Here is a 26,412-nt window from a genome sequence, read left to right on the forward strand (position 1 = left end):
CCAGGGTAGCCCACAAAAATTCAGGCCCCTGCGTTACCACAGGAGCCTGAGTTTAAAGGCGAACGGAGACTTGATCGTCTCAGTCGAAGGGGATCACCCGATCACCTGCCGACAGGGCCTTGCCATCGACGGAAACGGAGACTTCCGCCGTATCGGCCTTGCGGCTTACGACGATGTCCCTGGCCTTGCCGTCGAGCGTGATCTTCACCGAGAAGCCGCTCCAGTCCTCCGGTAGCGACGGCGAAATATGCAGCTTGCCGTCGGTGCGGGTGATGCCGAGAATACCCTCGACGGCGGCGCGGTAGAGCCAGCCGGCGGAACCCGTGTACCAGCTCCAGCCGCCACGGCCCGCATAAGCGCCTTCACCGTAGACATCCGCAGTCACCACATAGGGTTCGACCCGATAGGTTTCCGACGCTGCCGCATCGAGCGCATGATTGACGGGGTTGAGCAGCTTGAAGCAGTTCCATGCCTCCTGCGCCCTACCCTGCTTCGCAAGGGCGAGAACCACCCAGGTCGCCGCGTGGGTATATTGTCCGCCGTTTTCGCGCACACCCGGCGGATATCCCTTGATGTAGCCCGGATCATGCGGCGCACGCGAGAAGGGCGGCGTGAACAGCCGGATAATGCCGGTCTGCTCATCAACCAGATGCTCCATGACGGCATCCATTGCCTGCCGCGACCGAACCTCTTCGCCTTCGCCGGAGAGAACGCTCCAGCTCTGGCCGAGCGAATCGATCCGGCACTCCTCGCTTTCGGCGGAACCGAGCGGCGTGCCGTCATCGAAATAACCACGCCGGTAATAGCTGCCATCCCAACCCGCCGTTTCCAGCGCATTGCGCAGCCTTTCCCGGTGCGCCGCCCATTTGCCGACACGGTCGGTATCGCCACGCTTTTCCGCAATCTCGATGAAATCGCGCAACGCTCCGGACAGGAACCAGCCAAGCCAGACGCTGGTGCCCTTACCGCCCACGCCGACACGGTTCATGCCGTCGTTCCAGTCGCCGCCGAGGATCAGCGGCAGGCCATTTTCGCCAGTGCGATGAATGGCAAGATCGAGCGCCAGCGCCGCATGCTCGTAAAGCGTGGCGGATCTGTCGCTGGTCTCAGGCTGGAAGAAGGCGTCATGCTGGCCGGGCATCAATGCCGCACCCTTCAGGAAGGGGATGCTTTCATCGAGGATGGCGGCATCACCCGTGGCCGAGACATATTGGTTGATCGCATAAGCGAGCCAGACCACATCATCCGAAATGGTGGTGCGAACACCGGCGCCCGTCAGCGGCAGCCACCAGTGCTGCACATCGCCTTCCGGGAACTGGCGGCCTGCCGCACGCAGGATCTGCTTGCGGGCGAGATCCGGCTGGTAGAGCAGGAAGGCCAGCGTATCCTGAAGCTGGTCGCGGAAACCGAAGGCGCCGCTCGACTGGTAAAAGGCGGTGCGCGCCAGAATGCGGCACGCCAGCGCCTGATAGGGCAACCAGTTGTTGACCATGTGGTTGAAGCCGGAATCGGGCGTGGAAACCTGCAATTGGCCGGTAAAGCCCGTCCAGAACGCCTTGCTCTCATCCAGCACCGTCTGGAAGTCCGCCTTGCGAACATCCTTCACCAGCGCTTCGGCCTCTTCCGCATTGTCGGCATCACCGAGAATGAAGGTCATGTGCCGTTCTTCGCCGGGCTTCAGGTGGATTTCCTGCATCAGTGCGGCACAGGGATCGCCGTCGACCTCGGTGCTGCCGCTGAGTGCGGCGCCGGACACGATGCCCTGCGGCGCCTGCGTCGACCCGAAGCGGCCGATGAATTCCCGGCGGCTGGTGGTAAACCCGCTCGCCTCGCTGTCGAGTGTCAGGAAAGCGGTGCGGGCGCTATAGTCGATGCTGTAGGGGTTCGACGCGAAGATCGCGTTGTTGCCGGCATCGTGCCTGCTCAGAATGAACGGCGCGGATTTCTGGCCGTTATTGCCGAGCACCCATTCCACATAGGCATAGACCTTCAGGCGGCGGCTTTTCGAACCCTTGTTGCGAACGATGACCTGCGAGAGCTTCACCGGTTTTTCACGGTCCACGGTCTGCGTCAGCTCCACCTCAAGCGTATCGGCCACGCCCGTCAACACGGAGTAACCGAGGCCATGGCGGGTTTCGAACATGGCTTCCGGATCGCGCGACAGCGCGGCGCAGGGCGTATAGAGCTTTCCTGTCTCCACATCGACGACATAGAAGGCCTCGCCCGGCCGGTTGATGACCGGATCGTTGCTCCAGGGTGTCAGCTGATAGTCGCGTGAATTGCGGCTCCAGCTGAAACCGGCGCCTTCCGCCGAAATATGGAAGCCGAAATTCTCGTTCGAGATGACGTTGATCCATGGATGCGGCGTGGACTGCCCGCCATTGAGGCGCACGACATATTCCTGACCGCTTCTGGCAAAACCGCCGAAACCGTTCCAGAAATCGAGATCGCCCGCATCCTCCACCGGCTCCGCCACAGGGAAGACCGGAACAGGCAGACGGGCCTGTGCGGCGTCACTCGTGCCGTCAGGACCGCGATGGGCCGCAAACAGCGATACCGCGCGGTTGATCTGGTCGACGATCTTGCCGTTGCGCACGTGGAGAACGACGCGGGAAGCGGCGAGAAGCGCGCTCCAGGTCTCTTCATCCATCAGGTCGCGGCGCACCGAAAAGACGTGCGGACGTCCGCCATCGGCGGGATTGATGCGGCGCTGCGCCTCGGAAATATGATCCAGCGCATGCTGCATGTCCTGCGCATAGGACGCAGCCCGTTCGTTGACGATGACGAGATCGAAGATCACGCCACGCGAGCGCAGATATTCATGGGCGCTCAGCGCTTCACGGGCGATATCCATGTCCATATCGTCGTTGATGCGCAGGCTGAAGATCGGGAAATCGCCCGAAATCGCAAGCGGCCACAAAGCGCGCTGCGAAGCGAGACCCGTTTTCAGGGTTTCCGAATCCGCCCGCAGATGCATGTCGGGATAGGTCAGATAACGGCCGAGATGCTGGAAGGCGGCCGCCTGCTGCGAGGTGACGCCGACATGGCGCATCTGCACCTGTGTGCGTGTCCAGGCATGCACGAGTTCATGCGCGAAGGCATCCGGATGACGATAACGGTCGATTGCCTTGTCGACTTCCTCACGGCTCGGCGCGGCGATCGTCCAGAAGATCACGCTCACCTTCTTGCCCGCCGGCACACGCACGGTGCGGCGTAGCGACAGGATCGGATCAAGCGTGAAGCCATCGGTGCTGGAAAGCGTCGCACCGGCATCGAACGCCGCCGCTTCGCGCAGCGAACGTCCGCGACCGATGAACTTGGCGCGATCCGTCTCGAATTCCGTCGGGCGCGACGGGCCGGCATTGTCGGCGGCAAGATGCGCGATGACGGTGCCGGGTTCGTTCGGACTGCGACGGTTGCGCCAGGCGCGGATAACGTCACCGCGGCGGCCGATTTCCGTCTGCACGAACATGCGCGAGAACAGCGGATGGGCGTTGTCGTCATCCTCCGACGCAATGACCGGCTCCATATAGGAGGTCACTTCGATATAGCGATCCTCGGAACCGACATTGAGCAGGGTGACGCGGCGGCCTTCGGCATCGTGCTCGGTGGCGACGATGCATTCGACCACGCTCTGCAGATCGCCGGTAGTCTTGTGGAACTCGGCCTTGTCGTCGGTGAAGATCGTCTTGGTCTTTTCACCTTCGATAACGCGCGGCTCCGCCGTCGCGCTCCACCATTGTCCATTGGTGGTGTCGCGCAGGAAGATGAAGGTGCCCCAGCGGTCCTCGGTCGGGTCGGCCTTCCAGCGGGAAATCGCCTGGCCGTTCCATTTCGAATAACCGGCACCCGTGGAGGTGAGCATGGTCGAGTAGTGGCCATTCGACAGGAACACCACTTCGCGGTCGCGCACGGCCGGATCGGCAATGGAGCGCACTTCTGCGCGCAGCAGGTCGGCCTGTTCCTTGCCGGGGGTTTCCGGCTCGTATTTGGCGCTCATGACCGGCACTTCGCGCGGTGCCTTTTCCTGCAGCAGCAGTTCGGCGGCCTCGATTACCGGATCGGAATGGAAGAGTTCGCGCAGCACGCCGTCGAAAGCGACGTTGGCGACGGCCGCAATCGACATACCGTGATGGTGGGCATAATAGTTGTAGACCACCGCGCAGACCTTGCCATCGGGCACACGTGTCGGCGTGAAATCCACCGCATCATGGAAACCGTACTGGCCGAGAGCGCCAAGCTTGCGCAGCTTGTCGAGGTTTTCGAGCGCACCGTCAGGATCATACTGGCTGGCGAGGATCGATGCATAAGGCGCGATCACCGCATTCTGGCCAAGGCCGCGCTTGAGGCCAAGGGTCGGCACGCCGAAGTTGGTGTACTGGTAATTCATGTTGTGATCGCGGGCGTTGAACGCCGCTTCGGAAATGCCCCATGGCGTGCCGAGGCGACGGCCGTGGTTCATCTGTTCCTTGACGATCAGATTATTGGTCTGGTTGAGGATGCCACCTTGACGCTCCTGCATGACGAGCGGCGGCATCAGATATTCGAACATCGAGCCGGACCAGGAAACCAGCGCGCCCTGCGCACCGATCGGAACGACCTGACGGCCGAGACGATACCAGTGTTCGGTCGGCAGATCGCCCTTGGCGATGGCGAAGAGGCTGGTCAGGCGGCATTCGGAAGCCAGAAGGTCGTAGCAGGCCTCGTCCAGCTCCTTGCTTTCGACGCGGTAGCCAATCGACAGAAGACGACGATCCTTGCGGTAAAGGAAAGTGAAATCCATCGAGAAGGCGAGGTTGCGGCTACGGTCGCGCAGCGATGCGAGGCGCTGGCGCAGCGGCTCCATATTGGTGAGGTCGATGGCGCTGTCGGAAATATGCGCCTCGCAGCAATCGACGAGCAATTGCGCCCAGCGGGTCACTTCCGCGCTCTGCGCGGACTTCACCTCGTGATCGACGTTGGTTGCGAGTTTCTGGATATCGCGCGCAAGAACCGCGAGATTGATGACACGGATCGAAGCGAATTCATGCTCGCGCTTGACCGAGGCCAGAGCGTTCGAGAAGCCGATGATGCGCTCCTCAAGGCGACGATGCAGCGGACGCAGGTTCTTGCGGTCGTCGGGCAGCGCCTTCAGCGTTTCACGCAGAATGCCGGCGACATCGCCGATACCGTCAAGATTGCCCTGAAGATGCGCGGACGGCGCTTCTGCCCAATCACGGCAGGCGGACGAAACCGCAATCAGGTGACCCGCGAGATTGCCGCTGTCCACCGCCGAAACATAGCGCGGTCCAAGCGTCTGCAACGTGTCGGTATGATACCAGTTGTAGAGATGGCCGCGATGCTTCTCCATCTTTTCGACGGTCTGGATCGTGTTCTCGATCCGCTCCAGCGTATCGGCAAAGCTGATCCAGCCAAACTGACGCGCCGAAATGATGGAAAGCAGATAGACGCCGATATTGGTGGGTGAAGTGCGCGAAGCGACGATCGGCTCGGGCGTTTCCTGGAAGTTGTCCGGCGGCAGGTGGTTTTCCTGCGGTGTCACGAAGGCCTCGTAATAACGCCAGGTGCGGCGTGCGATCTTGCGAAGCTCGAAGGAAACGTGTTCCGAAACGAACAGTCGGTCTTCGGTTTCAGCGGACTGGCTGACATACCAGGCAACGGCGGGAGACAGAACCCAGAGCAGCGTGAAAGGAATGCCGATCAGGAAGGCGTTGTCGCCCGGCAGTGCCGCAAACAGCAGGCCGAGCATCGCCACCACGGGCGCATGCCACATCTGGCGGTAATAATCGACGATGCTGCCCTGCGCGCTCGACTGCATGCTGGCGGCGGTACGCCATTCCAGCATCAGCTTATGGCTCACAAGCAGACGGTAAAGCGAACGGGCAATCGCATCCGTCATCATGCAGGCGGCATCGGCGATGAAGACGATGCGCAGCGCAACCTGTGCATTGGTGGCGCGGATTTCCGACCAGATGGTATGGAAATGCGCCTGCGGCACGATATCGGTGGAGCGCGGCACGAGACCAGACAGCAGGGAAAGCGTGGGCGCGACGAACAGCGAGAAGATCAGCAGGATCTGCCAGATCAACGCACCGAGCGGATCCATGAAATACCAGCCGAGGATCGAGGCGAAGAACCAGGCGATCGGCGTCAGCGAGCGACGCAGATTGTCGACCATCTTCCAGCGGCCGATGGCGGTAACGCCGCGGGCACGATCGAGGATAAAGGGCAGAAGCTGCCAGTCGCCACGCGCCCAGCGATGCTGGCGCGACACTTCCACCTCATAACGGGTCGGGAAGTCCTCCACCAGCTCCACATCGGTCACCAGCGCGCAACGCGCAAAGGAGCCTTCAAGCAGATCGTGGCTGAGAATGGAGTTTTCCTCGATACGGCCCTTCAGCGCCGCCTCGAAGGCATCCACATCGTAAAGCCCCTTGCCGGTGAAGGTGCCTTCGGAGGTCAGATCCTGATAGACGTCGGAAACGGTGAAGACATAAGGGTCGATACCACGGTTGATCGAGAAGACGCGCTGGAAGACGGAGGCATCCTTGCCGGTCGTCAGCGAAGGCGTTACCCGCGGCTGCAGCAGGCCGTAGCCTTCGACAACCCGTCCGGATACCGGATCGATGACCGGACGGTTGATCGGGTGGTGCATCTTGCCGACGAGCTTGGTCACCGCATCGCGCATCAGGCGCGTATCGGCATCCAGCGTCATGACGTATTTCACGCCCTCCGGCACGATGTTCGCGCCACCGAGGAAGGTCGTATCCTTGTCGCCGCGCAGCAGCATGTTCAGCTCATGCAGCTTGCCGCGCTTGCGCTCCCAGCCCATCCAGCAGCCTTCGGCCGGATTGTAGAGGCGGCGGCGATGCAGCAGGTAAAAGCGCGTCTTGCCATCAAAGGCATAACGGCTGTTCAGCGCCGCAAGCTCGCGCTTGGCATAGTCGAGAATTTCAAGGTCGTCGTCGGACTGCTCGTATTGCGCATCGCGCCAGTCGCTCACCAGCGAAAAGTAAATCTCGCCATGCGGATTGGCCAGATAATGCACTTCGATATTGCGCATCATCTCGTCGACGCTGTCGCGGCTGGTCAGCATGCAGGGCACGGCGACCAATGTGCGGGCATCCTGCGGAATGCCGTTCTTGAACTCGTATCCGACCAGCCGGAACGGTTTCACGAAGAAGGTGACGAGGGTGTTGAAGAGGCCAGTCGCGCCTTCGGATGCCGGCAATGCGAACATCAGCAGGAACGCGGTCACGACATACCAGGGCATGCCGGCCTGCGCCAGGAACCAGCCGACAGCAAGCATGGCGAGCGCAGTGATCAGCAGCACCGGCGCGGCGATTGCCAGCCAGTTGAACTTGCGCATCGAGCGCACGATGCGCTGCGACACCAGCGGCCGGTAACCCAAAGCCTTTTCAAGCTCGAAGCGGCGCTGGCCGACAAGCACGGAGCCGACATTGACGCGATGGGTTTCATCCGCACCGGCCGGCGTCTCCGAACGCGCCATTTCCACGGCGGCGCGCGCAACCTCGACTTCGGTCTTGGGAGAACGGCGCGCCAGAAGTTCGATCGTGTTGCGGTAGGTGTTGCGCGAACCGAAATCGAGAACCTCGTAGTCGGTCTCTTCGCGCAGAACCTTGTCGATATGGCTGACTTCCTCGAACCACACCGACCATTCGGTATCGTCGATTTCGCGCAGGCTCTTGACGATGTTGCCCATCGTCACATTGCCGGATGCCAGGCGATTATGTTCCGACATCATGACATTTTCGGCATCGGTGCCGGCAGCGTGAAGACGCTCTTCGAGCCAGGCAACGGCAAAACCGGAGGTCTGCGAACCGTTCCGCAGACGATAAAGGAACTGCGTCGCGAAAGTCGGGTCGTCGACCAGCGAATCGACCTGCTTGAGAAGCGCTGCCGAGGCTTCCGCATCGTTCAGACGGATGATTTCATCGACGACCTCATTCGCCTTCTGGCGCATGCGGCGCGAACGCTCCACGCGGATGGAGATGCGGCGGAGATTTTCGATGAGGACGAAACGGATGATCGACGGCAAAGCCCACAATTCGCCGATCTGCAGCGTCTTCGAGGTCTGGTAGCCATCCACCAGCGCCGTCATGTTTTCGCGCGAAACCGTGCTGTGGGTATGGGCGACATAAAGCCAGCCGAGCGCCATGACCCGCGGGATAGTCACGCCGCCCACCGTCATCGTCGGCAGCTGGCGATAGAATTTGCGAGGAAAATCGCGGCGGACTTCCTGGATCGCCTCTTCGATGACGTAGTGATTGTCGAGCAGCCATTCCGCCGCCGGCGTTATCGTCGCGCCATTTTCCGCATCGACGGCCGTGGTGCGATAGACCCTGAGGATTTCCTTCTCGTTCTCGCGATGACGCTCGAAGAAATCGAACTCCATGAAGCCGGGAAGACTGTCGGCGCCATCGCGCGAAAGCGCAGCGCCCGCATCATGCAGTTCCTCCACCGTCATATAGGACGCGCGGATCGAATCGTTGTGATCGATCTGCTTCGTCTCGGAATCACGGGCGGCGGCGGTCGGGGTAATATGAAATGACATCGGGCTCGTATTCTGAACTTTATGGAAACCTGTTCGACTTGACCGGCATTTCGTCCGTGGCGGGAACACACACGAAAATCGGGCCACGCTATATTTATGACTTATCCTGAACCTTCGGTGAACCGGACCGGACGCTGTGCGGAACGGATCGTCAAGTGCAGAATATCCGCAGGCGCGTCATGCTGCAGCGTCATTATTCCGGAATATCTGCGAAGCTGGAGATCGGCGCGGACAGGGCGTTTTCGATGAGGGGAAGAAAATGGCGTCGTTCGGCCCGGCAATGCCGTTCCGACCGGATTTCGCACCCTCCCCGATGGCGAAAATTGTTCGCGCAACGTCCGATAATCCCCCGTTGACAACCTGAAGGGCAACACGAACCGAGAGGCCCGCGCTACATCCGAAAGAAGCTAATGCCCCAGGACGTCAATAGTTCCATGCCACCTGTCGCGGCACGATGCAAGCGCTGAATTTCGGGGCATTTCCGGGCAGGCTACGCCTCTTACGCATGGCTGCATATGCTGCTATGGCATTTGCAAAAGGCGCCGGAAAAAACGGCCGAACCCGGGACTTTAAAAATGACCAGACAGACCGCAAATCTCGCATCCTTTGCCAACCATATGCCGGATGTGGTGGCCATTCGCCGCCACCTGCACCGCAACCCCGAAATCGGCCTTTCGGAATTCAAAACGTCGGATTTTATCGCCGAACAGTTGGCGGCAATGGGCTATGAGGTTACGCGGGGGCTGGCCGGAACCGGGGTCGTCGCCACACTCCGCAATGGCGACAGCACCCGCACGCTCGGCATTCGCGCCGATATCGACGCCCTGCCGATCCACGAGGAGACGGGGGCGGATTATGCGAGCGCCAATCAGGGCGTGATGCATGCCTGCGGTCATGACGGCCACACCGCCATGCTGCTCGGCGCGGCGAAGATCATTGCCGAGCGCAAAAATTTCGACGGAACCCTGCATCTGATCTTCCAGCCGGCGGAAGAGAATTTCGGCGGCGCCCGCATCATGATCGAAGACGGGCTGTTCGAACGTTTTCCCTGCGATGCGGTTTTTGCCCTTCATAACGATCCCGGCGTGCCCTTCGGGCAATTCGTGCTACGCGACGGGCCGATCCTTGCCGCCGTCGACGAGTGCAAGATTACCGTCAACGGTTACGGCGGCCACGGCGCCGAACCGCAGGATGCGGCCGACCCCATCGTTGCCGGCGCAAGCATCATCATGGCGCTGCAAACCGTGGTGTCACGCAACATCCATCCGCAATTATCGGCGGTCGTCACGGTTGGCGCGTTCCATGCCGGTGCTGCCAGCAATGTCATTCCCGAAACGGCGGAAATGCTGCTGACCATCCGCTCCTTCGATCCGGGCGTGCGCGACGAGCTGGAAAAGCGCATCCGGGCGATAGCCGAAGGCCAGGCGGCCAGCTACGGCATGAGCGTCACCATCGACTACGAGCGCGGTTATAATGCAACCGTCAACCACAAGGCGGAAACGGATTATGTCGCCGATCTCGCCCGGCGTTTTGCCGGACCTGAAAAGGTGGTCGAGATGCAGCGCCCATCGATGGGTGCGGAAGACTTCGCCTATATGCTGGAGAAACGGCCCGGCTGTTATTTCTTCCTCGGCACCGCGCGCACCGATAACGACCCGCCGCTGCACCATCCGAAATTCGATTTCAACGACGATATCCTGCCGATCGGAACCGCTTTCTGGGTCGATCTGGCGGAAGATTACCTGAAGGCATGAATGGGCATGAAAAAGGCCGGTCGGAGGAGCGACCGGCCTTTTATTCTCAAATTACCTGATGAGAAAATCGGGAGGATCAGGGAACGAGACCGAAAATGACGGCAGCGACAAAAGCCACGCAGACGCCGACAAGAGCCGCATGAACCGAATCTTTCCAGTTGCGCGGCGACTGGGGCTGCGAGACAAAGTCTTTTACTTTTCCTGCCTTGGAATAAGACATTGTACACTCCCTTCCTGCTCGGCCGCTTCAAAGCGGGCATTGCTTATTTCACTTATAGAATAGCTTTATTCCCCACTGTTTCAGTAGAGATAAAATTCCATAAGATTGGCGCATCGGGAAAAATACCGATTGCGACTTGCCCACCGGCAAGCATCAATCTACCCATTGCGCAGGATCAACGCGGTGGAGGGCATTTCCGTTCAAAACCGGTGGCGGGTACGGAAAAGACCATGACGGATATCGACGCCATCATCATCGGAGCCGGGGTGATAGGGCTCGCGACAGCGCGTGAACTGGCGATGCGCGGCCTCTCCGTCATCATCCTCGAAAGCGGGAAGGAATTCGGCTCTGCCACCTCCTCCCGCAACAGCGAAGTCATCCACGCCGGGCTCTATTATCCGGCCGGAAGCCTCAAGGCTCGACTTTGCGTGGAGGGCAAGGAGCGGCTCTATGCCTTCTGCCAAAGCCACGGCGTTTCACATCGTCGTTGCGGCAAGCTCATCGTCGCCACGAGCGATGAAGAGGTGGCCATGCTCGCCACCCTGCACGAAAAAGGCGAAGCTAACGGCTGCAACGACCTTGAGCTGATCGATGCGCTACAGGCGCTCCTGCTCGAACCCGCGCTCGCCTGCGTCGCAGCCCTGATATCGCCCTCGACCGGTATCATCGATAGCCACGGCTATATGCTGGCGCTGCTTGGAGACGCGCAGGATCATGGCGCGGCCCTTGCCCTGAACGCACCCTTCGAAAAGGCAGAGGCGATGGGCAATGGTTTCCGCGTTCATGTCGGCGGAGCGGAGCCCACCAGCCTGACATGCCGGCTGCTTGTCAATTCCGCCGGGCTTGTTGCACCCATGGTGGCGAGAAAGATCGAAGGATTGCCGGAGGATGGAATCCCGCATGCGCGTTTCGCCAAGGGCAGCTATTTTTCGCTGGCCGGCAAGTCGCCGTTTTCACGGCTGATCTACCCCGCGCCGCACACCCATGGCCTCGGCGTGCATCTCACGCTCGATCTCGCCGGCCAGGCCCGTTTCGGGCCGGATGTGGAGTGGGTGGACGCCATCGACTATGCCGTCGATCCCCGCCGCATGGAGGGGTTTGGCGATGCGATACGGCGCTATTGGCCGGGCCTTCCCGATGACGCACTGATCCCGGCCTATTCCGGTATCCGGCCGAAGATTTCCGGCCCGGACGAACCGGCCATGGACTTCCGCATCGATGGGCCGGAAACCCACCGCCTTGCCGGCCTCGTCAATCTTTTCGGCATAGAAAGCCCCGGCCTCACCGCCTCGCTGGCGATTGCCGATGAGGTCGCTGAACGGCTAGACGCCTAACCTTAACCTCAGCCGAAACGGGACAGCGCGCCGGCCATGATCTCCAGATCGACATTGCCGCCGGAAGCGACTGCGATCACCGTTTCGCTTTCCAGTTCATCGCCATGAAACAGCGCCGCCGCCAGCGCCACCGCACCACCGGGTTCGACAACGATCTTCAGCCGGTTGAAGGCGAGAACCATAGCCCGCAACGCTTCCTCCTCGGTCACGGCAACGCCTTTCCCGCAAAGCCCCGCCATGATCGGGAAGGTGATGTTGCCGGGCTGCGGCGTGATGATCGCATCGCAGACAGAACCGGATGTCGAAACGTTACGCTCTATCCTGCCCGAGGCGAGCGAGCGCGCCACGTCATCGAAATTTTCGGGCTCGGCGGTCCTTACTTTGTAATTTGGAGCCTTAGCGGCGAGCGCGAGCGAAATGCCCGAGGTGAGACCGCCGCCGCCGCACGGCACCAGAACCTCGGCCGCGCCAACGCCAAGCTCCGCGCCCTGCTCGGCAATTTCCAGCCCCACCGTGCCCTGCCCGGCAATGACCAGCGGCTCGTCGAACGGCTTGATCAGCGTCAGCCCGCGCTCGCGCGACAGGCGGTCGCCGATGGCGTCACGGTCCTCATTTGCCCGGTCATAGAGCACCACCTCCGCGCCATAGGCGCGGGTATTGTCGATTTTGATTTTCGGTGCATCCGACGGCATGATGATGACGGCGGGAACATTGTGCAGCCGGGCGGCAAGCGCCACGCCCTGCGCATGGTTGCCGGAGGAAAAGGCGATCACGCCCTTGGCGCGCACCTCCGCCGGAAGGCCGGAGACAGCCGACCAGCCGCCACGAAACTTGAAGGAACCCGTTCTTTGCAGGCATTCAGCCTTCACGAACAGCTTTCGCCCGGCAATTTCGTCCAGAAAAGGCGATGAAAGAAGCGGTGTGCGAACCGCATGGTTGCCGATGCGCCCACGCGCGGCTTCTATCATCGAAATATCTGTCATGTCGTGCCCCTGTGATGCGGATTTGCGGGTACATTAAGAGGTCGCAATCAATTGCGAAACCGCCCGGAAAAGAAAAATCCCCGGACGTGGCCGGGGATTTTGTCCTATGTGATCAATGATTGTGCCGGGGCATCTTTTCGGCAATCCGGCGGAAATCCGCGGCCCCTTCCAGAACCGCACCATCCGAAAGCTGGGTCACCGACTGGCGGTAGATGCGCTGCCATGGCGTCGCATCCGCGGGAACGGCGGGAATGCCGTCGACCTTGCGGGCGGCAAGCTCCTCATCCGGCACCAGCGCATTGCACTCGCCCTCATTGAAATCGATACGGATCACATCGCCCGTGCGAAGCCATGCCAGCCCGCCACCGGCCGCACTTTCCGGCGAGGCGTTGAGGATGGACGGGCTGTCCGCCGTTCCCGACTGCCGGCCGTCGCCGATCGTCGGCAGGCTGGTGATGCCCTTTTTCAACAGCGCATCCGGCGGCTGCATGTTGACGACCTCAGCCGAACCCGGCCAGCCGAGCGGCCCCGCACCGCGAATGACGAGAATGGTGCGCTCATCAATATCGAGGGACGGGTCGTTGATGCGGGCGTGATAGTCTTCCGAACCATCGAACACCACGCATTTGCCCTCGAAAATGCCCTCGCGGCCCGGTTCGCTCAGATAGCGCTGGCGGAATTCCGCCGAGATCACGCTCGTCTTCATGATGGCGAAATCGAACAGATTGCCCTTGAGAACGAGGAAACCGGCCCGTTCCTTCAACGGCTTATCGTAAGGCAGGATCACGTCGCGGTCGGTCGATTCCCGCCCTTCCAGATTTTCCGCCATGGTTTTGCCGGTCACGGTCGGACAGTTTCCGTCGAGCTTGCCCGCCTTGAGAAGCTCCCACATGATGGCAGGCGTGCCGCCGGCGCGGTGATATTTCTCGCCCAGCCATTTGCCGGCAGGCTGGACATTGGCGATGAGCGGAATGTCGTAACCGTGGACCTGCCAGTCTTCCTCGCGAAGCTCCACGCCCGCATGTTTCGCCATGGCTGCCAGATGCGGCTGAGCGTTGGTGGAACCGCCGATTGCCGAATTGACGCAGATCGCGTTCAAAAACGCCTCGCGCGTCATGATGTCGGAGGGCTTGATGTTCTCGACAACCAGCTCGACGGCGCGGCGGCCGGTGCGATAGGCCATCTGGCCACGCTCGCGGTAAGCGGCAGGGATCGCGCCGCAGCCCGTGAGCGACATGCCGAGCGCTTCCGCCATGGCATTCATGGTGGAGGCCGTGCCCATGGTGTTGCAATGGCCGACCGAAGGCGCGGATTCGAGCGCCGCCTGCAAGAATTCCTCGCGGGTGATTTCGCCGGCGCCGTATTTACGGCGCATACGCCAGATGACGGTGCCGGAACCGACCAGATCACCATCATGGTAGCCGTCGAGCATCGGCCCACCGGATAGAACGATGGCTGGAATATCCACCGTGCTTGCCGCCATCAGCGCCGAAGGCGTGGTCTTGTCGCAACCCGTGGTCAGAACGACGCCGTCGAGCGGATAACCGTAAAGCACTTCCACGAGGCTGAGATAGGCAAGATTGCGGTCGAGCGCAGCCGTCGGGCGCTTGCAGTTTTCAAACATCGGGTGGGTCGGAAACTCGATGGGAATGCCGCCCGCATCGCGGATGCCGTCCCGCACCCGCTTGACCAGTTCCACATGGACGCGATTACAGGGCGTCAGGTCGCTGCCGCTCTGGGCGATGCCGATGACCGGCTTGCCGGAACGCAACTCTTCCGGCGTCACACCGTAATTCATGAAGCGCTCCAGATAGAGCGCCGTCATGTCGAGATGGTCGGGATTGTCGAACCAGTCCTGCGACCGCAGGCGGCGCATCGGTGTCTTCTCGTCGCTCATGAACCTGCCTCAGCCCTGTTCCCGGTTGTTCAGTTTTTCGAGGTAGAGCAGGATGCCGCTATGGTCGATATCGGCACCGCCATCACCAACGAAATCGTCAAATTCCCGCGTCACCTGCTGGGTAAGCGGCAGGTTGAGAGACAGATCCTTCGCCGTCGCCAATACGCCATTCAGATCCTTGAGCTGGAACTTGGAGGGACCGCCCGGCACGAAATTGCGCTTCACCATGCGGTCGCCATGCAGTTCCAGGATCCTGCTTTCGGCAAAACCGCCGCGAATGGCGTTGCGGAACCCTTCACGCGATGCGCCGCCCGCTTCCACCAGCATCATCGCCTCGGCAACCGCGCCGATGGTGATGGCGACGATCTGCTGGTTGGCAAGCTTGCAGAGCTGGCCCGCGCCCGAGGGGCCGACATAGGTGAGCCGGCCCATCGGCGCAAAGACATCCGCAAGAGCCGCGATCAGCGCTTCGTCCCCACCGGCCATGATGGCGAGCGTACCGGCCGTCGCGCCCGGTACACCGCCGGAAACCGGCGCGTCGACATGCTGAATACCAAGCGCCTGAAGCCGGGAGGAATGTTCCCGCGCAATCGGCGGCGCAATCGAGCTGCTGTCGATCACAACCGCACCCTTTTTCAGCGCTTCAGCCACGCCGGCCTCGAACAGCACCTCGCCCACAGCCTTGCCGTCGCTCAGCATGGTGATGACGATATCGGCACCTCTGGCAGCCTCCGCCGGCGATGCCGCGACGACCGCGCCATCGGCAACCAGTGCCTCGGCCTTATCGACGCTACGGTTCCAGACGGTGACCGAAAAGCCGGCGCCCAGCAGACGCCGGGCCATCGGCCCGCCCATCAGGCCTGTGCCGATAAAGGCGACAGACCGCTTCTTCTCCTCCCCGCCAACACTCATTTCAGTGAACCTCCCAGTTCGTCCTCGATATGAACCTGAATGATCTCTTCGAACGAGCTTTCAGCCGTAAAGCCCAGTTCGCGGGCGCGCTTGGCCTCGAAACCGGGGGCCCAGCCTTCGCACATGCGCATGATCATCTCGTTCGGCTCGCGGCGGATAAGGGCAACAGCCTTTTCACCAGCGACCTTGCGCAGCGCCTCGATCTGTTCTCCGACGGTGGCGCTGAGGCCCGGCATCGACAGGTTGCGGCGCGGGCCGACCTTTTCGACGTCAATCGTTGCGCCATGGATGAGGAAGCCGACGGCGGAACGTGGCGAGGCGTGCCAGTGGCGAATGCTTTCCGGCACCGGCAGAACCGCTTCCTGGCCGACCAGCGGCTCGCGCAGGATATTGGAGAAGAAGCCGGAGGCGGCCGCATTCGGCTTGCCGGGACGAATGCAGATGGTCGGCAGACGAATGCCGATGCCGTCAAAGAAACCGCGACGGCTGTAATCGGACAGCAGCAATTCGCAGATCGCCTTCTGCGTACCATAGCTGGTCAGCGGCGTGGTGTGGAATTCATCCGGGATCGGATAGGGAAGCGGCGCACCGAAGACGGCGATAGACGAAGTAAAGACCACGCGCGGCTTGTAACCATCCTTGCCATTGGCAATGCGGATGGCGTCGAAGAGATAACGCGTACCGTCGAGGTTGATGCGGTAGCCCTTGTCGAAATCGAGTTCGGCTTCACCGGAGACGATGGCAGCGAGGTGAAAAATGGCATCGGGACGGGCTTCAACCAGCTTTTCGGCCTCACCCGGCGCGGAGAGATCGGCGGCGCGCGCATCGACCGTACCGGAAAAACCGGCGGGCGCTTCGGGCTGGAACACGTCGATAAGCGTGAACTTGTCGATTGGCTTGCCGCCAAGCGATCCATCCTTGACGAGACGCTGCGTCAGCTTGCGGCCAACCATGCCTGCGGCGCCGATGATTGCGATATGCATGTCTTCCTCCTCTTTGTCCCGGCCATTCTCCCGGGACCGAAAAAACATCATCGGCCAGTCGACCGATAAATTAGCTTGTAAGGTTGTCTGATAACCTTATATGATCGGATTGAAAATAGTATTTTTTCACAAACCGGCAAAAGCAAGGGCGAAAGAGCCCTGTCCGGAAACTTAGGGCGGATTGGACGGAGAGGGTGGAATGACGATCGTGAGCGAAACCGATATCGAGGAATTGCGGTTCTCGTTGAAGAACAGGCTCGGCGAGGCTTTGCTGCTGACATCGCAGGAAGACATGCTGCGCTATTGCCGCGACTGGCACGGCGATGTCACCAGCTCGGCCGTCGCCGTCATCCGCCCCCGGTCGACCAAGGAAGTCTCCGACACGGTTCGCGCCTGCGCGGAACTCGGCCTTGCCATCATCCCCCAGGGCGGCAACACCGGATTGGTGCTCGGTGGCATTCCCGATGCCCCCAAGCATCAGGTCGTATTGAGCCTCGAGCGCATGAACGCCATCCGCACCATCGATAGCGACGATTTTTCCGCCGTCGTGGAAGCCGGCTGCATTCTGTCGGAATTCAAGGATGCGGTTGAGAACAAGGGCATGTTCTTCCCTCTGTCGCTCGGCGCACAGGGCAGCTGCCGCATCGGCGGCAACGTCTCCACCAATGCCGGCGGCATCAATGTCCTGCGCTACGGCATGACCCGCGAACTGGTGCTGGGTCTCGAAGTCGTATTGCCTGACGGCACCATCTGGAACGGGCTGTCGACGCTGCGCAAGGACAATCGCGGCATCGATCTGAAGCAGCTCTTCATCGGCGCGGAAGGAACGCTCGGCATCATCACGGCCGTTGCCGTCAAGCTTTATCCCAATCCCGAACATGTAGAGACGGCGCTGCTCGGCCTCAATTCGCTTGACGATGCCATCAAGCTTTACCGACGCGCCCGCCGCGAATGCTGCGACCTGATGTCCGCCTTCGAATTCATGCCGCCTGTCGCCTTCACCCTGGCGATCGAAGCGATCCCCGACCTCAAAATGCCGATTGCCGGCGATTACCCCGCTTATGTGCTGATGGAAATTTCAGGCTCCGGTCTGGTGGACACGGCCGACCTGATGGGACGCTTCCTTGAGGGCGTGATGGAAGACGGACTGGTGCTGGACGGCGTCATCGCTTCTTCACGGGCACAGGCCCAATCGCTCTGGCTGTTCCGCGAAGGCATGAACGAGGGTCAGGCGTTGCGCGGCGCGCATATGCGTACCGATATTTCCGTACCTTTGTCGAAACTCGCCGCTTTCGTGGCCGAAGCCGAGGCGGAACTTGCGGAAAAACTGCCGGAATGCCTGGCGGTTTCCTATGGCCACGTTGGAGACGGCAACGTCCACCTCAACGTGCTGCCAGCGAACGGTTCGACGCCGGAAGAGCGCGAAGCATTCATCTACAAGTCCAAGACACTCGTTAACGAGGTCCTCGACCGCTATGTCGGCAGCATCAGTGCCGAGCACGGCATCGGCCGCCTGAAACGCTCCGATTTCGAAAGCCGGCTATCCGACGTGCAGCGCCGGATGATCACCGGCCTGAAAAACACCTTCGACCCTGATTTGCGGATGAATCCCGGTTGCCAGATAACCCTGCAACCGGATAGCTAATCGAGGAACGGCAAAGGCGGCTGAAAACGCTGCCTTTGAAAACCCCGCTGACGGCGAAGGAGGAAGTCGCCTGTCGCGGGAAAACGAACCAAACGTTTCTGTGGAACGGGAGCAACCATGACGCTGGAGTTCAATCAGATACATCGCAACGATCATCTGCCCGGCCGGATCGCCGCGGAGATTGCGCGCGAAATCAATGATTCGAAGCTCGGACCGGGTGACAGGCTGCCGACCGAACATGTTCTGGCAAAAACCTTCGGCGTCAGCCGTTCGGTCATCCGCGAAGCGATCGCACAATTGCGCAACGAGGGTTTTGTCGAAACCCGGCAGGGTGTGGGCGCATTCGTCACCGATCCCCGGCAACGACTATCCATCCGCATCGAGCGGTCGCGGCTGAACGACCCGGAAAATTTCCGCGATCTTTTTCAGCTTCGCATGCCGCTGGAAATAGAGGCGGCGGGGCTGGCCGCATTGCACCGCAGCCCGCAGCAGCTGACGCGGCTGGCGGCAGCCTTGGAAAAGATGAAAACCGCCGATGACTGGTCGACGGAAGGCGTTGCCGCCGATCTCGACTTCCACCGCATTCTGGCGGAAGCGACTGAGAACGAATATTTCCTGATGTTCCTCGGCTTCATCGCGGAACGCATCAGCTCCGCCATCAACATTGCTTTTTCGCGTGCGGTCTTTGGTGAAATTCTTGAGGTGACGATCGCCGAACATGTGGCAATCTACGAAGCCGTCGAGAAGGCCGATGCCACTGCCGCCAAGAACGCCATGCGCAAGCATCTGATCGGCGCAGCCAGCCGCGTCAATCTCGAACTGGATATCTTCTGAGCAGCAAATGAGCACGCCGGCAGAGCTATAGGACAGGTTTACGGCTTTCCGGGAATTGAGACGCGAAACACGATAATTTTGTCGGCAAGGCCGCTAGACTCGTAACAAAAGTCATACTAAGAAGAATGGGATTAGGTTGTCAGACATCCAGACAATAAGACCGCAGGAGGCGGCCTGTCGGGTGCTGAAGGGGAGGACTATATGACCGGTACAAGGTCCATCGACGCTACCGCAATTTTGCCTGAAGATTTCGAAAACGCGCTGCTCGTCGGCCGTGTCTGGTCGAAAAGCGAAGGCGGCCCCTGCCCCGTTCTGCTGAAGGGCGGCGTGCTTTATGACCTCACTTCGATTTCCCCTACCATGTCCGAACTTCTGGAGAAGACCGATCTGCTGGAGCGGCTCGCCGACACCGGCACTTTCGTCGCACTCGGCGCACTGGAAGCTTTTCTGGACGGTTCCGCCGGCGAACTCCTTGCCCCCAACGACATTCAGGCCGTCAAGGCCGCCGGCGTCACCTTCGCCGACAGCATGCTGGAACGCGTGATCGAAGAGCAGGCCAAGGGCGACCCGCTGCGTGCGCAGGAAATTCGCGGACGGCTGGCGCCGGTTCTCGGTGACAATCTCAAGGGACTTGAGGCCGGCTCCGAAAAAGCTGCCGAAGTGAAAAAACTGCTGCAGGAAATGGGCCTCTGGTCGCAATATCTGGAAGTGGGCATCGGCCCGGATGCGGAGATATTCTCCAAGGCGCAGGCCATGGCTTCCGTCGGCTGCGGCGCGCTGATCGGCGTTCACCCGAAATCGCAATGGAACAACCCGGAGCCGGAAGTGGTGCTGGCCATTACCTCCGACGGCCGCATCGTCGGCGCGACGCTCGGCAACGACGTCAACCTGCGCGACTTTGAAGGCCGTTCCGCCCTGCTGCTCAGCAAGGCGAAGGACAATAACGCATCCTGCGCGATCGGTCCCTTTATCCGCCTGTTCGACGGTAACTTCACCATCGAAGATGTGAAGAAGTCGCAGATCTCGCTTCTGGTCGAGGGCGAAGACGGTTTCACCATGACGGGCGTCAGCCCGATGGAAGCGATCAGCCGCACGCCGGAAAACCTCGCTTCGCAGCTCTTGAACCGTAACCATCAATATCCTGACGGCGCCGTCTTTTTCCTCGGTACGATGTTCGCGCCGGTGAAGGATCGCCATGGCCCAGGCCTCGGTTTCACCCATTCAAAGGGTGACCGGGTCGAAATCTCCACGCCCAAGCTCGGTAAGCTGATCAACTGGGTCACCACGACCGACGAATGCCCGGAATGGACATTCGGCACCGCGGCCCTGATGCGCAACCTGGCGAAACGAGGGCTGCTCTAGATATTTCTTCGGGAGGGGAAAATGCAAAAGACCATCAATCTCTTTTACCGGATTCTCGAAATCATTCTCGTCCTGCTGCTCGCCGGCATGTCGATCATGGTCTTCGTCAACGTCGTCATGCGTTATACGATGAACTCCGGCATCAACGTCTCGGAAGAACTGTCGCGTTATTTCTTCGTGTGGCTGACCTTCATTGGCGCCGTGTTGACCTTCCGTGAGAACAGCCACATGGGCATCGAAACGCTCGTGATGTTCCTGTCCCGTCGCGCCCGCATCGTCTGCATGATCGTGTCGAACATCATCATTCTGGCCTGTTCCGCCATCTTCTTCTGGGGCACCTGGAAGCAATCCGGCATCAATGCCAGCATGCATGCGCCCGTCACCAAGCTTTCGATGATCTGGGTCTATGGCGTCGGCATGTTCACCGGCGGCCTGATGTTCATCATCGCGCTGGAACGCCTGTACCGTTACTTGACGGGCGGCGTGACAGAAGACGAAATCGCCCAGTTCGCGGGCGAGAATCTGACGATCGAACAGCTTTCGGAGCGCTGATACCATGACACTTCTCGTTTTTGTCGGCTCTCTGCTGGGAGCCATGGCGATTGGCGTTCCCGTCGCGTTCTCGCTGATGTTCTGCGGCGTCGTGCTCATGTGGTACATGGGCATGTTCAACACCGCCATCATTGCCCAGAACATGATTTCGGGCGCGGACACCTTCACGCTGCTCGCCATCCCCTTCTTCATTCTGGCTGGCGAACTGATGAATTCCGGCGGTCTGTCTCGCCGCATCATCGACTTTGCAATCGCACTCGTCGGTCATATCCGTGGCGGTCTCGGCATCGTGGCCATTGTTGCGGCCATCATCATGGCCAGCATTTCCGGTTCGGCCGCAGCCGATACCGCAGCCCTTGCCGCAATCCTCATCCCGATGATGGCGAAGGCCGGCTACAATATTCCGCGCTCCGGCGGCCTCATCGCCGCAGGCGGCATCATCGCCCCGGTCATCCCGCCATCCATGGCCTTCATCGTTTTCGGTGTTGCCGCCAACGTCTCGATCACACAGCTTTTCCTTGCGGGTATCGTTCCCGGCATTCTGATGGGTGCATCGCTCATCATCGCCTGGTTGATTGTGGTCCGTAAGGATAACGTCAAGCCGCTGCCGAAGACCTCCGCCAAGGAACGTCTGACCGCCACTGCTCGCGCCGGCTGGGCGCTCGGTATGCCTGTCATCATTCTCGGCGGCATCAAGGCAGGCATCATGACGCCGACGGAAGCTGCCGTCGTTGCGGCTGTCTACGCGCTTTTCGTAGGTATGGTGATCTACCGCGAACTGAAACCGGCCGATCTGTTCCACGTGCTTCTGCGCGCCGCCAAAAGCACGTCCATCATCATGTTCCTGGTCTGCGCGGCACTCGTCTCCGCATGGCTCATCACCGCAGCGAACATTCCGAACGAAGTCGCAGGCTATATCGAGCCGCTGATCGACCGCCCGATGCTTCTGATGGCCGCGATGATGGTGCTGGTCTTCATTGTCGGAACCGCACTCGACCTGACGCCGACCATCCTGATCCTGACGCCTGTTCTGATGCCTATCGTCAAACAGGCGGGCATCGACCCGGTCTATTTCGGCGTTCTCTTCATCATCAACAACGCCATCGGCCTGATTACCCCTCCGGTTGGCGTGGTGCTGAACGTCGTCAGCGGCGTCGGCCGCATCCCGCTCGGCAAGGTCACGGTCGGCGTCTGGCCGTTCCTCGTTGCCGAAACCATCGTACTGGCGCTGCTGGTGATTTTCCCGGACATCGTCCTCGTACCGCTGCAGTATCTTCGTTAATTCAACCTGCTTCTCGCAAACAATCCAAGGGAGGATATTATGAGAAAGCTTCTTCTGACCACCACGGCCATCGCTTTCGCAGTTGGCGCCGCCGCTCCGGCAATGGCCGAATTCAACAGCCGCAATATCCGCGTTTCGAACGGCATCAACCAGGATCATCCGGTCGGCAACGGCATCAAGGCCATGCAGGCCTGCCTCGACGACAAGTCCGGTGGCAAGCTGAAGCTGACGGCATTCTGGGGCGGCGCTCTCGGCGGTGACCTGCAGGCGACGCAGGCCCTGCGCTCCGGCGTTCAGGAAGCGGTCGTGACGTCCTCGTCGCCGCTCGTCGGTCTCATCCCGTCGCTCGGCGTCTTCGACCTGCCGTTCCTCTTCGCCAACGCCAAGGAAGCCGATGCCGTCATGGACGGCGCCTTCGGCGACATGATGAACAAGAAGCTGGAAGAACAGGGCCTCGTAAACCTGGCCTACTGGGAAAACGGCTTCCGCAACCTGTCGAACTCCAAGCATGCCGTGAACAAGTGGGAAGACTTCTCGGGCCTTAAGGTCCGCGTGATGCAGAACAACATCTTCCTCGACACCTTCCAGAACCTCGGCGCCAATGCAACGCCGATGGCCTTCGGCGAAGTCTTCTCGGCGCTGGAAACCAACGCGATCGACGCGCAGGAAAACCCCTATGTGACGATCGACACCTCGAAGTTCTACGAGGTGCAGAAATACATCACCGAGACGAACCACGCCTATACGCCGTTCCTCTTCCTCTTCTCCAAGCCGATCTTCGACAGCTACACGCCCGAAGAACAGGCCGCCCTGCGTGAATGCGCAGTCGTCGGCCGCGACGAAGAGCGCAAGGTCATCCGCGAACTGAACCAGAAGTCGCTGGAGAAGATCAAGGCTGCCGGCCTCGAAGTGAACACGCTGTCTGCCGAAGAGCAGACCCGTATCCGCGAAAAGTCGATGGTCGTCTACGAAAAGCACAAAGCTGAGATCGGCGCCGACGTCGTCGACGCCGTTCTGGCGGACCTGAAAAAGATCCGCGGCCAGTAATCCTTACCGGATACAATTGAAAACACCCGGAGGTTCCGCCTCCGGGTGTTTTTGCTTGTGAAAATCGCAGATGGAAAAAGGCTGCCGAAACAGCCTTTCCAGAGGATCAGGACGCGGTGCGGTTCTGTCGGTTGGCGATGAGGTCCTCGACCACCGCCGGATCGGCGAGCGTCGACGTATCCCCCAGCGCACCAAAGTCGTCCTCGGCGATCTTGCGCAAGATGCGCCGCATGATCTTGCCGGATCGGGTCTTGGGCAGGCCCGGCGCGAACTGGATCTTGTCAGGTGTCGCAACCGGTCCGATCTCGTTGCGCACGTGCTTCACCAGCTCTTCGCGCAGCGCATAGTCACCATTCTGGCCCGCCATCAGCGTGACATAACAATAAATGCCCTGGCCCTTGATGGCATGCGGGTAGCCCACCACGGCCGCTTCCGAAACGAGGTGATGCGACACCAGCGCCGATTCCACCTCGGCCGTGCCGAGGCGGTGACCCGAAACGTTCAGCACGTCATCGACGCGGCCGGTGATCCAGTAATAGCCGTCCTCGTCCCGCCGGCAACCGTCGCCGGTGAAGTACTTGCCCTTGTAGGTCGAAAAATACGTATCGACGAAGCGCTGATGATCGCCATAGACGGAGCGCGACTGGCCCGGCCAGCTATCGATGATGCAGAGATTGCCGTCAGCGGGTCCTTCCAGCACATTGCCCTCGGCGTCGACAAGCTGCGGCTGCACGCCGAAGAACGGCCTTGTGGCCGAACCGGGTTTCAGATCGGTCGCGCCCGGCAGCGGCGAAATGAGAATGCCGCCGGTTTCCGTCTGCCACCAGGTGTCGACGATCGGGCTCTTGTCCTCGCCGACCACATGGTAATACCACTCCCAGGCTTCCGGATTGATCGGCTCGCCGACCGTGCCGAGAAGCCGCAGGCTCTCGCGCGAGGAGCGCTGGACGAACTGGTCGCCCGCCCCCATCAGCGATCTGAGCGCCGTCGGCGCGGTGTAGAAAATATTGACCTTGTGCTTGTCGATGACTTCCCAGAAACGGCCCTGATCCGGGAAATTGGGAACACCTTCGAACATCAGCGTCGTCGCGCAGTTCGCAAGCGGCCCGTAGACGATATAGGAATGGCCGGTGACCCAGCCGACATCGGCCGTACACCAGAAAACCTCACCATCCTTGTAGTCGAAGACATATTCATGCGTCATCGACGTATAGACGAGGTAGCCGCCCGTCGTGTGCAACACGCCCTTCGGCTTGCCGGTGGAGCCGGACGTATAGAGGATGAATAGCGGGTCTTCCGCACGCATCTTCACCGGCGGGCAATCCGGCTTCACGGTGGCGATTTCCTGATGGTACCAGATATCGCGGCCGGGCGCCCAGCCGGTCTTGCCGCCGGTGCGGCGCACCACCAGAACCTTGTTGACGATGACATATTGTTTGGCGGCGATATCGATCGCCTTGTCGGTATTTTCCTTGAGCGGTATCGGCTTGCCGCCGCGCACGCCCTCATCGCAGGTGATCACGAAGGTGGACTGGCAATCGACGATGCGGCCCGCCAGCGCTTCCGGCGAGAACCCGCCGAACACAACGGAATGGATGGCGCCGATGCGGGCGCAGGCGAGCATCGCGTAAGCCGCCTCGGGTATCATCGGCATATAGATGGTGACGCGGTCGCCCTTCTTGACGCCGTGCTTCTTCAGCACATTCGCCAGACGGCAGACATAGTCATAGAGCTGGTTATAGGTGATCTTCTTGTCGATATAGGGGTTGTCGCCTTCCCAGATGATCGCCGTGCGCTCGCCATGCGTCTTCAGGTGCCGGTCGATACAGTTATAGGAAACGTTCGTCAGGCCGTCCTCGAACCACTTGATTGGCACCCTGCCCTTGAAGGACGTGTTCTTGACCTTGGTATAGGGCTTGAACCAGTCGATCCGCCGGCCGTGCTTGTCCCAGAACTTTTCCGGATCCTCGACGCTCTCCTGATACCATTTCTGGTAACGCTCATTGTCGATGAGCGTGCGGGCCTTCGCCGATTTGAGAACCGGGTAGATTTTGGCAGACATGAACTCCTCCTGGAACCGATATGGCTTTTAACGTGGCCCGAGACTCCCACCTCAGGCATGTGTTGAATTCATAGCAGTTCAAATTCGCACGGCAATTAGACAAAGGTCATTTGTTTCGCAAAGAATTGCAATTCTGATGCAATGCGGCTATAGAGCCCCCATATCCCGGAAATTAGTGGTTGATACCCACGGCCCGCGACACCGGCGCGGACGGACAGAAGGACTGTATCTATGGCTCAACAATTGCTCATGCCAAAGGCTACGGCTGTATGGCTGGTTGACAACACCGCGCTGTCGTTCGATCAGATCGCCACGTTCTGCAAACTGCATCCGCTTGAAGTCAAGGCGATTGCCGACGGTGAAGCCGCACAGGGCATCAAGGGTCTCGATCCGATTGCAACCGGACAGCTCTCCCGCGACGAGATCGCCCGCGCCGAAGCCAATCCCAACCACAAGCTCAAGCTTTCCGAACCGAAGGTCCGCGTGCCGGAATCCAAGCGCCGCGGCCCGCGCTACACCCCGGTTTCCAAGCGCCAGGACCGTCCGAACGCCATTCTCTGGCTCGTTCGCAACCACCCGGAACTGAAGGATGCGCAGATCTCGCGTCTCGTCGGCACCACGAAGTCGACGATCGAGCAGATTCGCGACCGTACCCACTGGAACTCGGCCAACCTGACGCCGATGGACCCGGTGACGCTCGGCCTCTGCAGCCAGATCGATCTCGACCTCGAAGTCGAACGCGCCTCGCGCGGCCGTCCGCTTCCGACCGCGGAAGAACTCGACAATACGCTGCAGCCGGCAACGGCGACGGAAGGTCTGGACTACAGCTTCCAGCGCGACGAAGACGAGCAGATCGACGCCGATGCGGTCTTCAAGAAGCTCAGCTCGCTGAAGTCTACGCAGAATGACGAAGACGAGGACGATCACTACTGATCGGACGTCTTTTAGAGTTTGAAAACCCGGCCTCAGC

General features: G+C 60.5%; 16 protein-coding genes. 9 read left to right on the forward strand and 7 right to left on the reverse strand.

The genetic code is table 11. The features are described from left to right. Positions 1 to 79: 79 nt before the first annotated feature. Positions 80 to 8,575: a GH36-type glycosyl hydrolase domain-containing protein gene (locus tag ACQZ5N_RS08305; RefSeq protein ID WP_448732644.1), complete on the reverse strand. Its 8,496-nt coding sequence runs from the start codon at positions 8,573 to 8,575 to the stop codon at positions 80 to 82. Positions 8,576 to 9,150: 575 nt separating this feature from the next. Between ACQZ5N_RS08305 and ACQZ5N_RS08310 the strand changes: the two genes are divergently transcribed. Beyond that, a complete protein-coding gene (locus ACQZ5N_RS08310) occupies positions 9,151 to 10,329 on the forward strand; it encodes a M20 aminoacylase family protein (RefSeq protein ID WP_448732645.1) in 1,179 nt (392 codons plus the stop codon). Positions 10,330 to 10,405: 76 nt separating this feature from the next. Here ACQZ5N_RS08310 and ACQZ5N_RS08315 read toward each other — a convergent pair whose 3' ends face one another. Beyond that, complete coding sequence (locus ACQZ5N_RS08315) at positions 10,406 to 10,549, reverse strand: hypothetical protein (protein WP_003505150.1); 144 nt, start codon at positions 10,547 to 10,549, stop codon at positions 10,406 to 10,408. A 230-nt stretch (positions 10,550 to 10,779) separates the two neighbouring features. Here ACQZ5N_RS08315 and ACQZ5N_RS08320 point away from each other — a divergent pair, with 230 nt between their 5' ends. After that, positions 10,780 to 11,883, forward strand: a complete 1,104-nt coding sequence (locus tag ACQZ5N_RS08320) for an NAD(P)/FAD-dependent oxidoreductase (RefSeq protein ID WP_448732646.1) — start codon at positions 10,780 to 10,782, stop codon at positions 11,881 to 11,883. A gap of 8 nt (positions 11,884 to 11,891) precedes the next feature. Here the strand turns inward: ACQZ5N_RS08320 and ACQZ5N_RS08325 are convergent, their stop codons facing one another. From ACQZ5N_RS08325 to denD, 4 genes are all read right to left on the reverse strand, one after another. Continuing rightward, a complete protein-coding gene (locus tag ACQZ5N_RS08325; RefSeq protein WP_448732647.1) occupies positions 11,892 to 12,866 on the reverse strand; it encodes a threonine ammonia-lyase in 975 nt (324 codons plus the stop codon). 112 nt (positions 12,867 to 12,978) lie between these two features. Then, positions 12,979 to 14,763: an IlvD/Edd family dehydratase gene (locus ACQZ5N_RS08330; RefSeq protein WP_448732648.1), complete on the reverse strand. Its 1,785-nt coding sequence runs from the start codon at positions 14,761 to 14,763 to the stop codon at positions 12,979 to 12,981. A 9-nt stretch (positions 14,764 to 14,772) separates the two neighbouring features. Then, positions 14,773 to 15,675: an NAD(P)-dependent oxidoreductase gene (locus tag ACQZ5N_RS08335; protein ID WP_448732649.1), complete on the reverse strand. Its 903-nt coding sequence runs from the start codon at positions 15,673 to 15,675 to the stop codon at positions 14,773 to 14,775. Continuing rightward, positions 15,672 to 16,658, reverse strand: coding sequence for a D-erythronate dehydrogenase (gene denD / locus ACQZ5N_RS08340; protein ID WP_080836872.1), 987 nt, complete (start codon positions 16,656 to 16,658; stop codon positions 15,672 to 15,674). The genes ACQZ5N_RS08335 and denD overlap by 4 nt, the downstream gene beginning before the upstream one ends. Before the next feature lie 199 nt (positions 16,659 to 16,857). Between denD and ACQZ5N_RS08345 the strand changes: the two genes are divergently transcribed. From ACQZ5N_RS08345 to ACQZ5N_RS08370, 6 genes are all read left to right on the forward strand, one after another. Then, positions 16,858 to 18,303: an FAD-binding oxidoreductase gene (locus ACQZ5N_RS08345; RefSeq protein WP_448732650.1), complete on the forward strand. Its 1,446-nt coding sequence runs from the start codon at positions 16,858 to 16,860 to the stop codon at positions 18,301 to 18,303. Between the two features lie 117 nt (positions 18,304 to 18,420). Next, positions 18,421 to 19,137 (forward strand): FadR/GntR family transcriptional regulator, encoded by a 717-nt coding sequence (locus ACQZ5N_RS08350; RefSeq protein ID WP_003520305.1) that lies wholly within the window; start codon positions 18,421 to 18,423, stop codon positions 19,135 to 19,137. 201 nt (positions 19,138 to 19,338) lie between these two features. Next, positions 19,339 to 20,499, forward strand: coding sequence for a fumarylacetoacetate hydrolase family protein (locus ACQZ5N_RS08355; protein WP_080852978.1), 1,161 nt, complete (start codon positions 19,339 to 19,341; stop codon positions 20,497 to 20,499). Positions 20,500 to 20,520: 21 nt separating this feature from the next. Beyond that, the gene (locus ACQZ5N_RS08360) at positions 20,521 to 21,051 is read left to right on the forward strand and encodes a TRAP transporter small permease (protein ID WP_003520303.1); all 531 of its coding nucleotides are present in this window, start codon (positions 20,521 to 20,523) and stop codon (positions 21,049 to 21,051) included. A 4-nt stretch (positions 21,052 to 21,055) separates the two neighbouring features. Beyond that, on the forward strand, positions 21,056 to 22,333 hold the full coding sequence (locus ACQZ5N_RS08365; RefSeq protein ID WP_035265222.1) for a TRAP transporter large permease: 1,278 nt from the start codon (positions 21,056 to 21,058) through the stop codon (positions 22,331 to 22,333). A 39-nt stretch (positions 22,334 to 22,372) separates the two neighbouring features. Next, the gene (locus ACQZ5N_RS08370) at positions 22,373 to 23,380 is read left to right on the forward strand and encodes a TRAP transporter substrate-binding protein (RefSeq protein ID WP_080815532.1); all 1,008 of its coding nucleotides are present in this window, start codon (positions 22,373 to 22,375) and stop codon (positions 23,378 to 23,380) included. Positions 23,381 to 23,486: 106 nt separating this feature from the next. Here ACQZ5N_RS08370 and acs read toward each other — a convergent pair whose 3' ends face one another. Next, positions 23,487 to 25,442: an acetate--CoA ligase gene (gene acs, locus ACQZ5N_RS08375; protein ID WP_003520300.1), complete on the reverse strand. Its 1,956-nt coding sequence runs from the start codon at positions 25,440 to 25,442 to the stop codon at positions 23,487 to 23,489. 231 nt (positions 25,443 to 25,673) lie between these two features. Between acs and ACQZ5N_RS08380 the strand changes: the two genes are divergently transcribed. Beyond that, positions 25,674 to 26,375: a DUF1013 domain-containing protein gene (locus ACQZ5N_RS08380; protein ID WP_448732651.1), complete on the forward strand. Its 702-nt coding sequence runs from the start codon at positions 25,674 to 25,676 to the stop codon at positions 26,373 to 26,375. The last annotated feature ends 37 nt before the right edge of the window (positions 26,376 to 26,412 follow it).

Source organism: Agrobacterium sp. 22-221-1, from assembly GCF_053522445.1.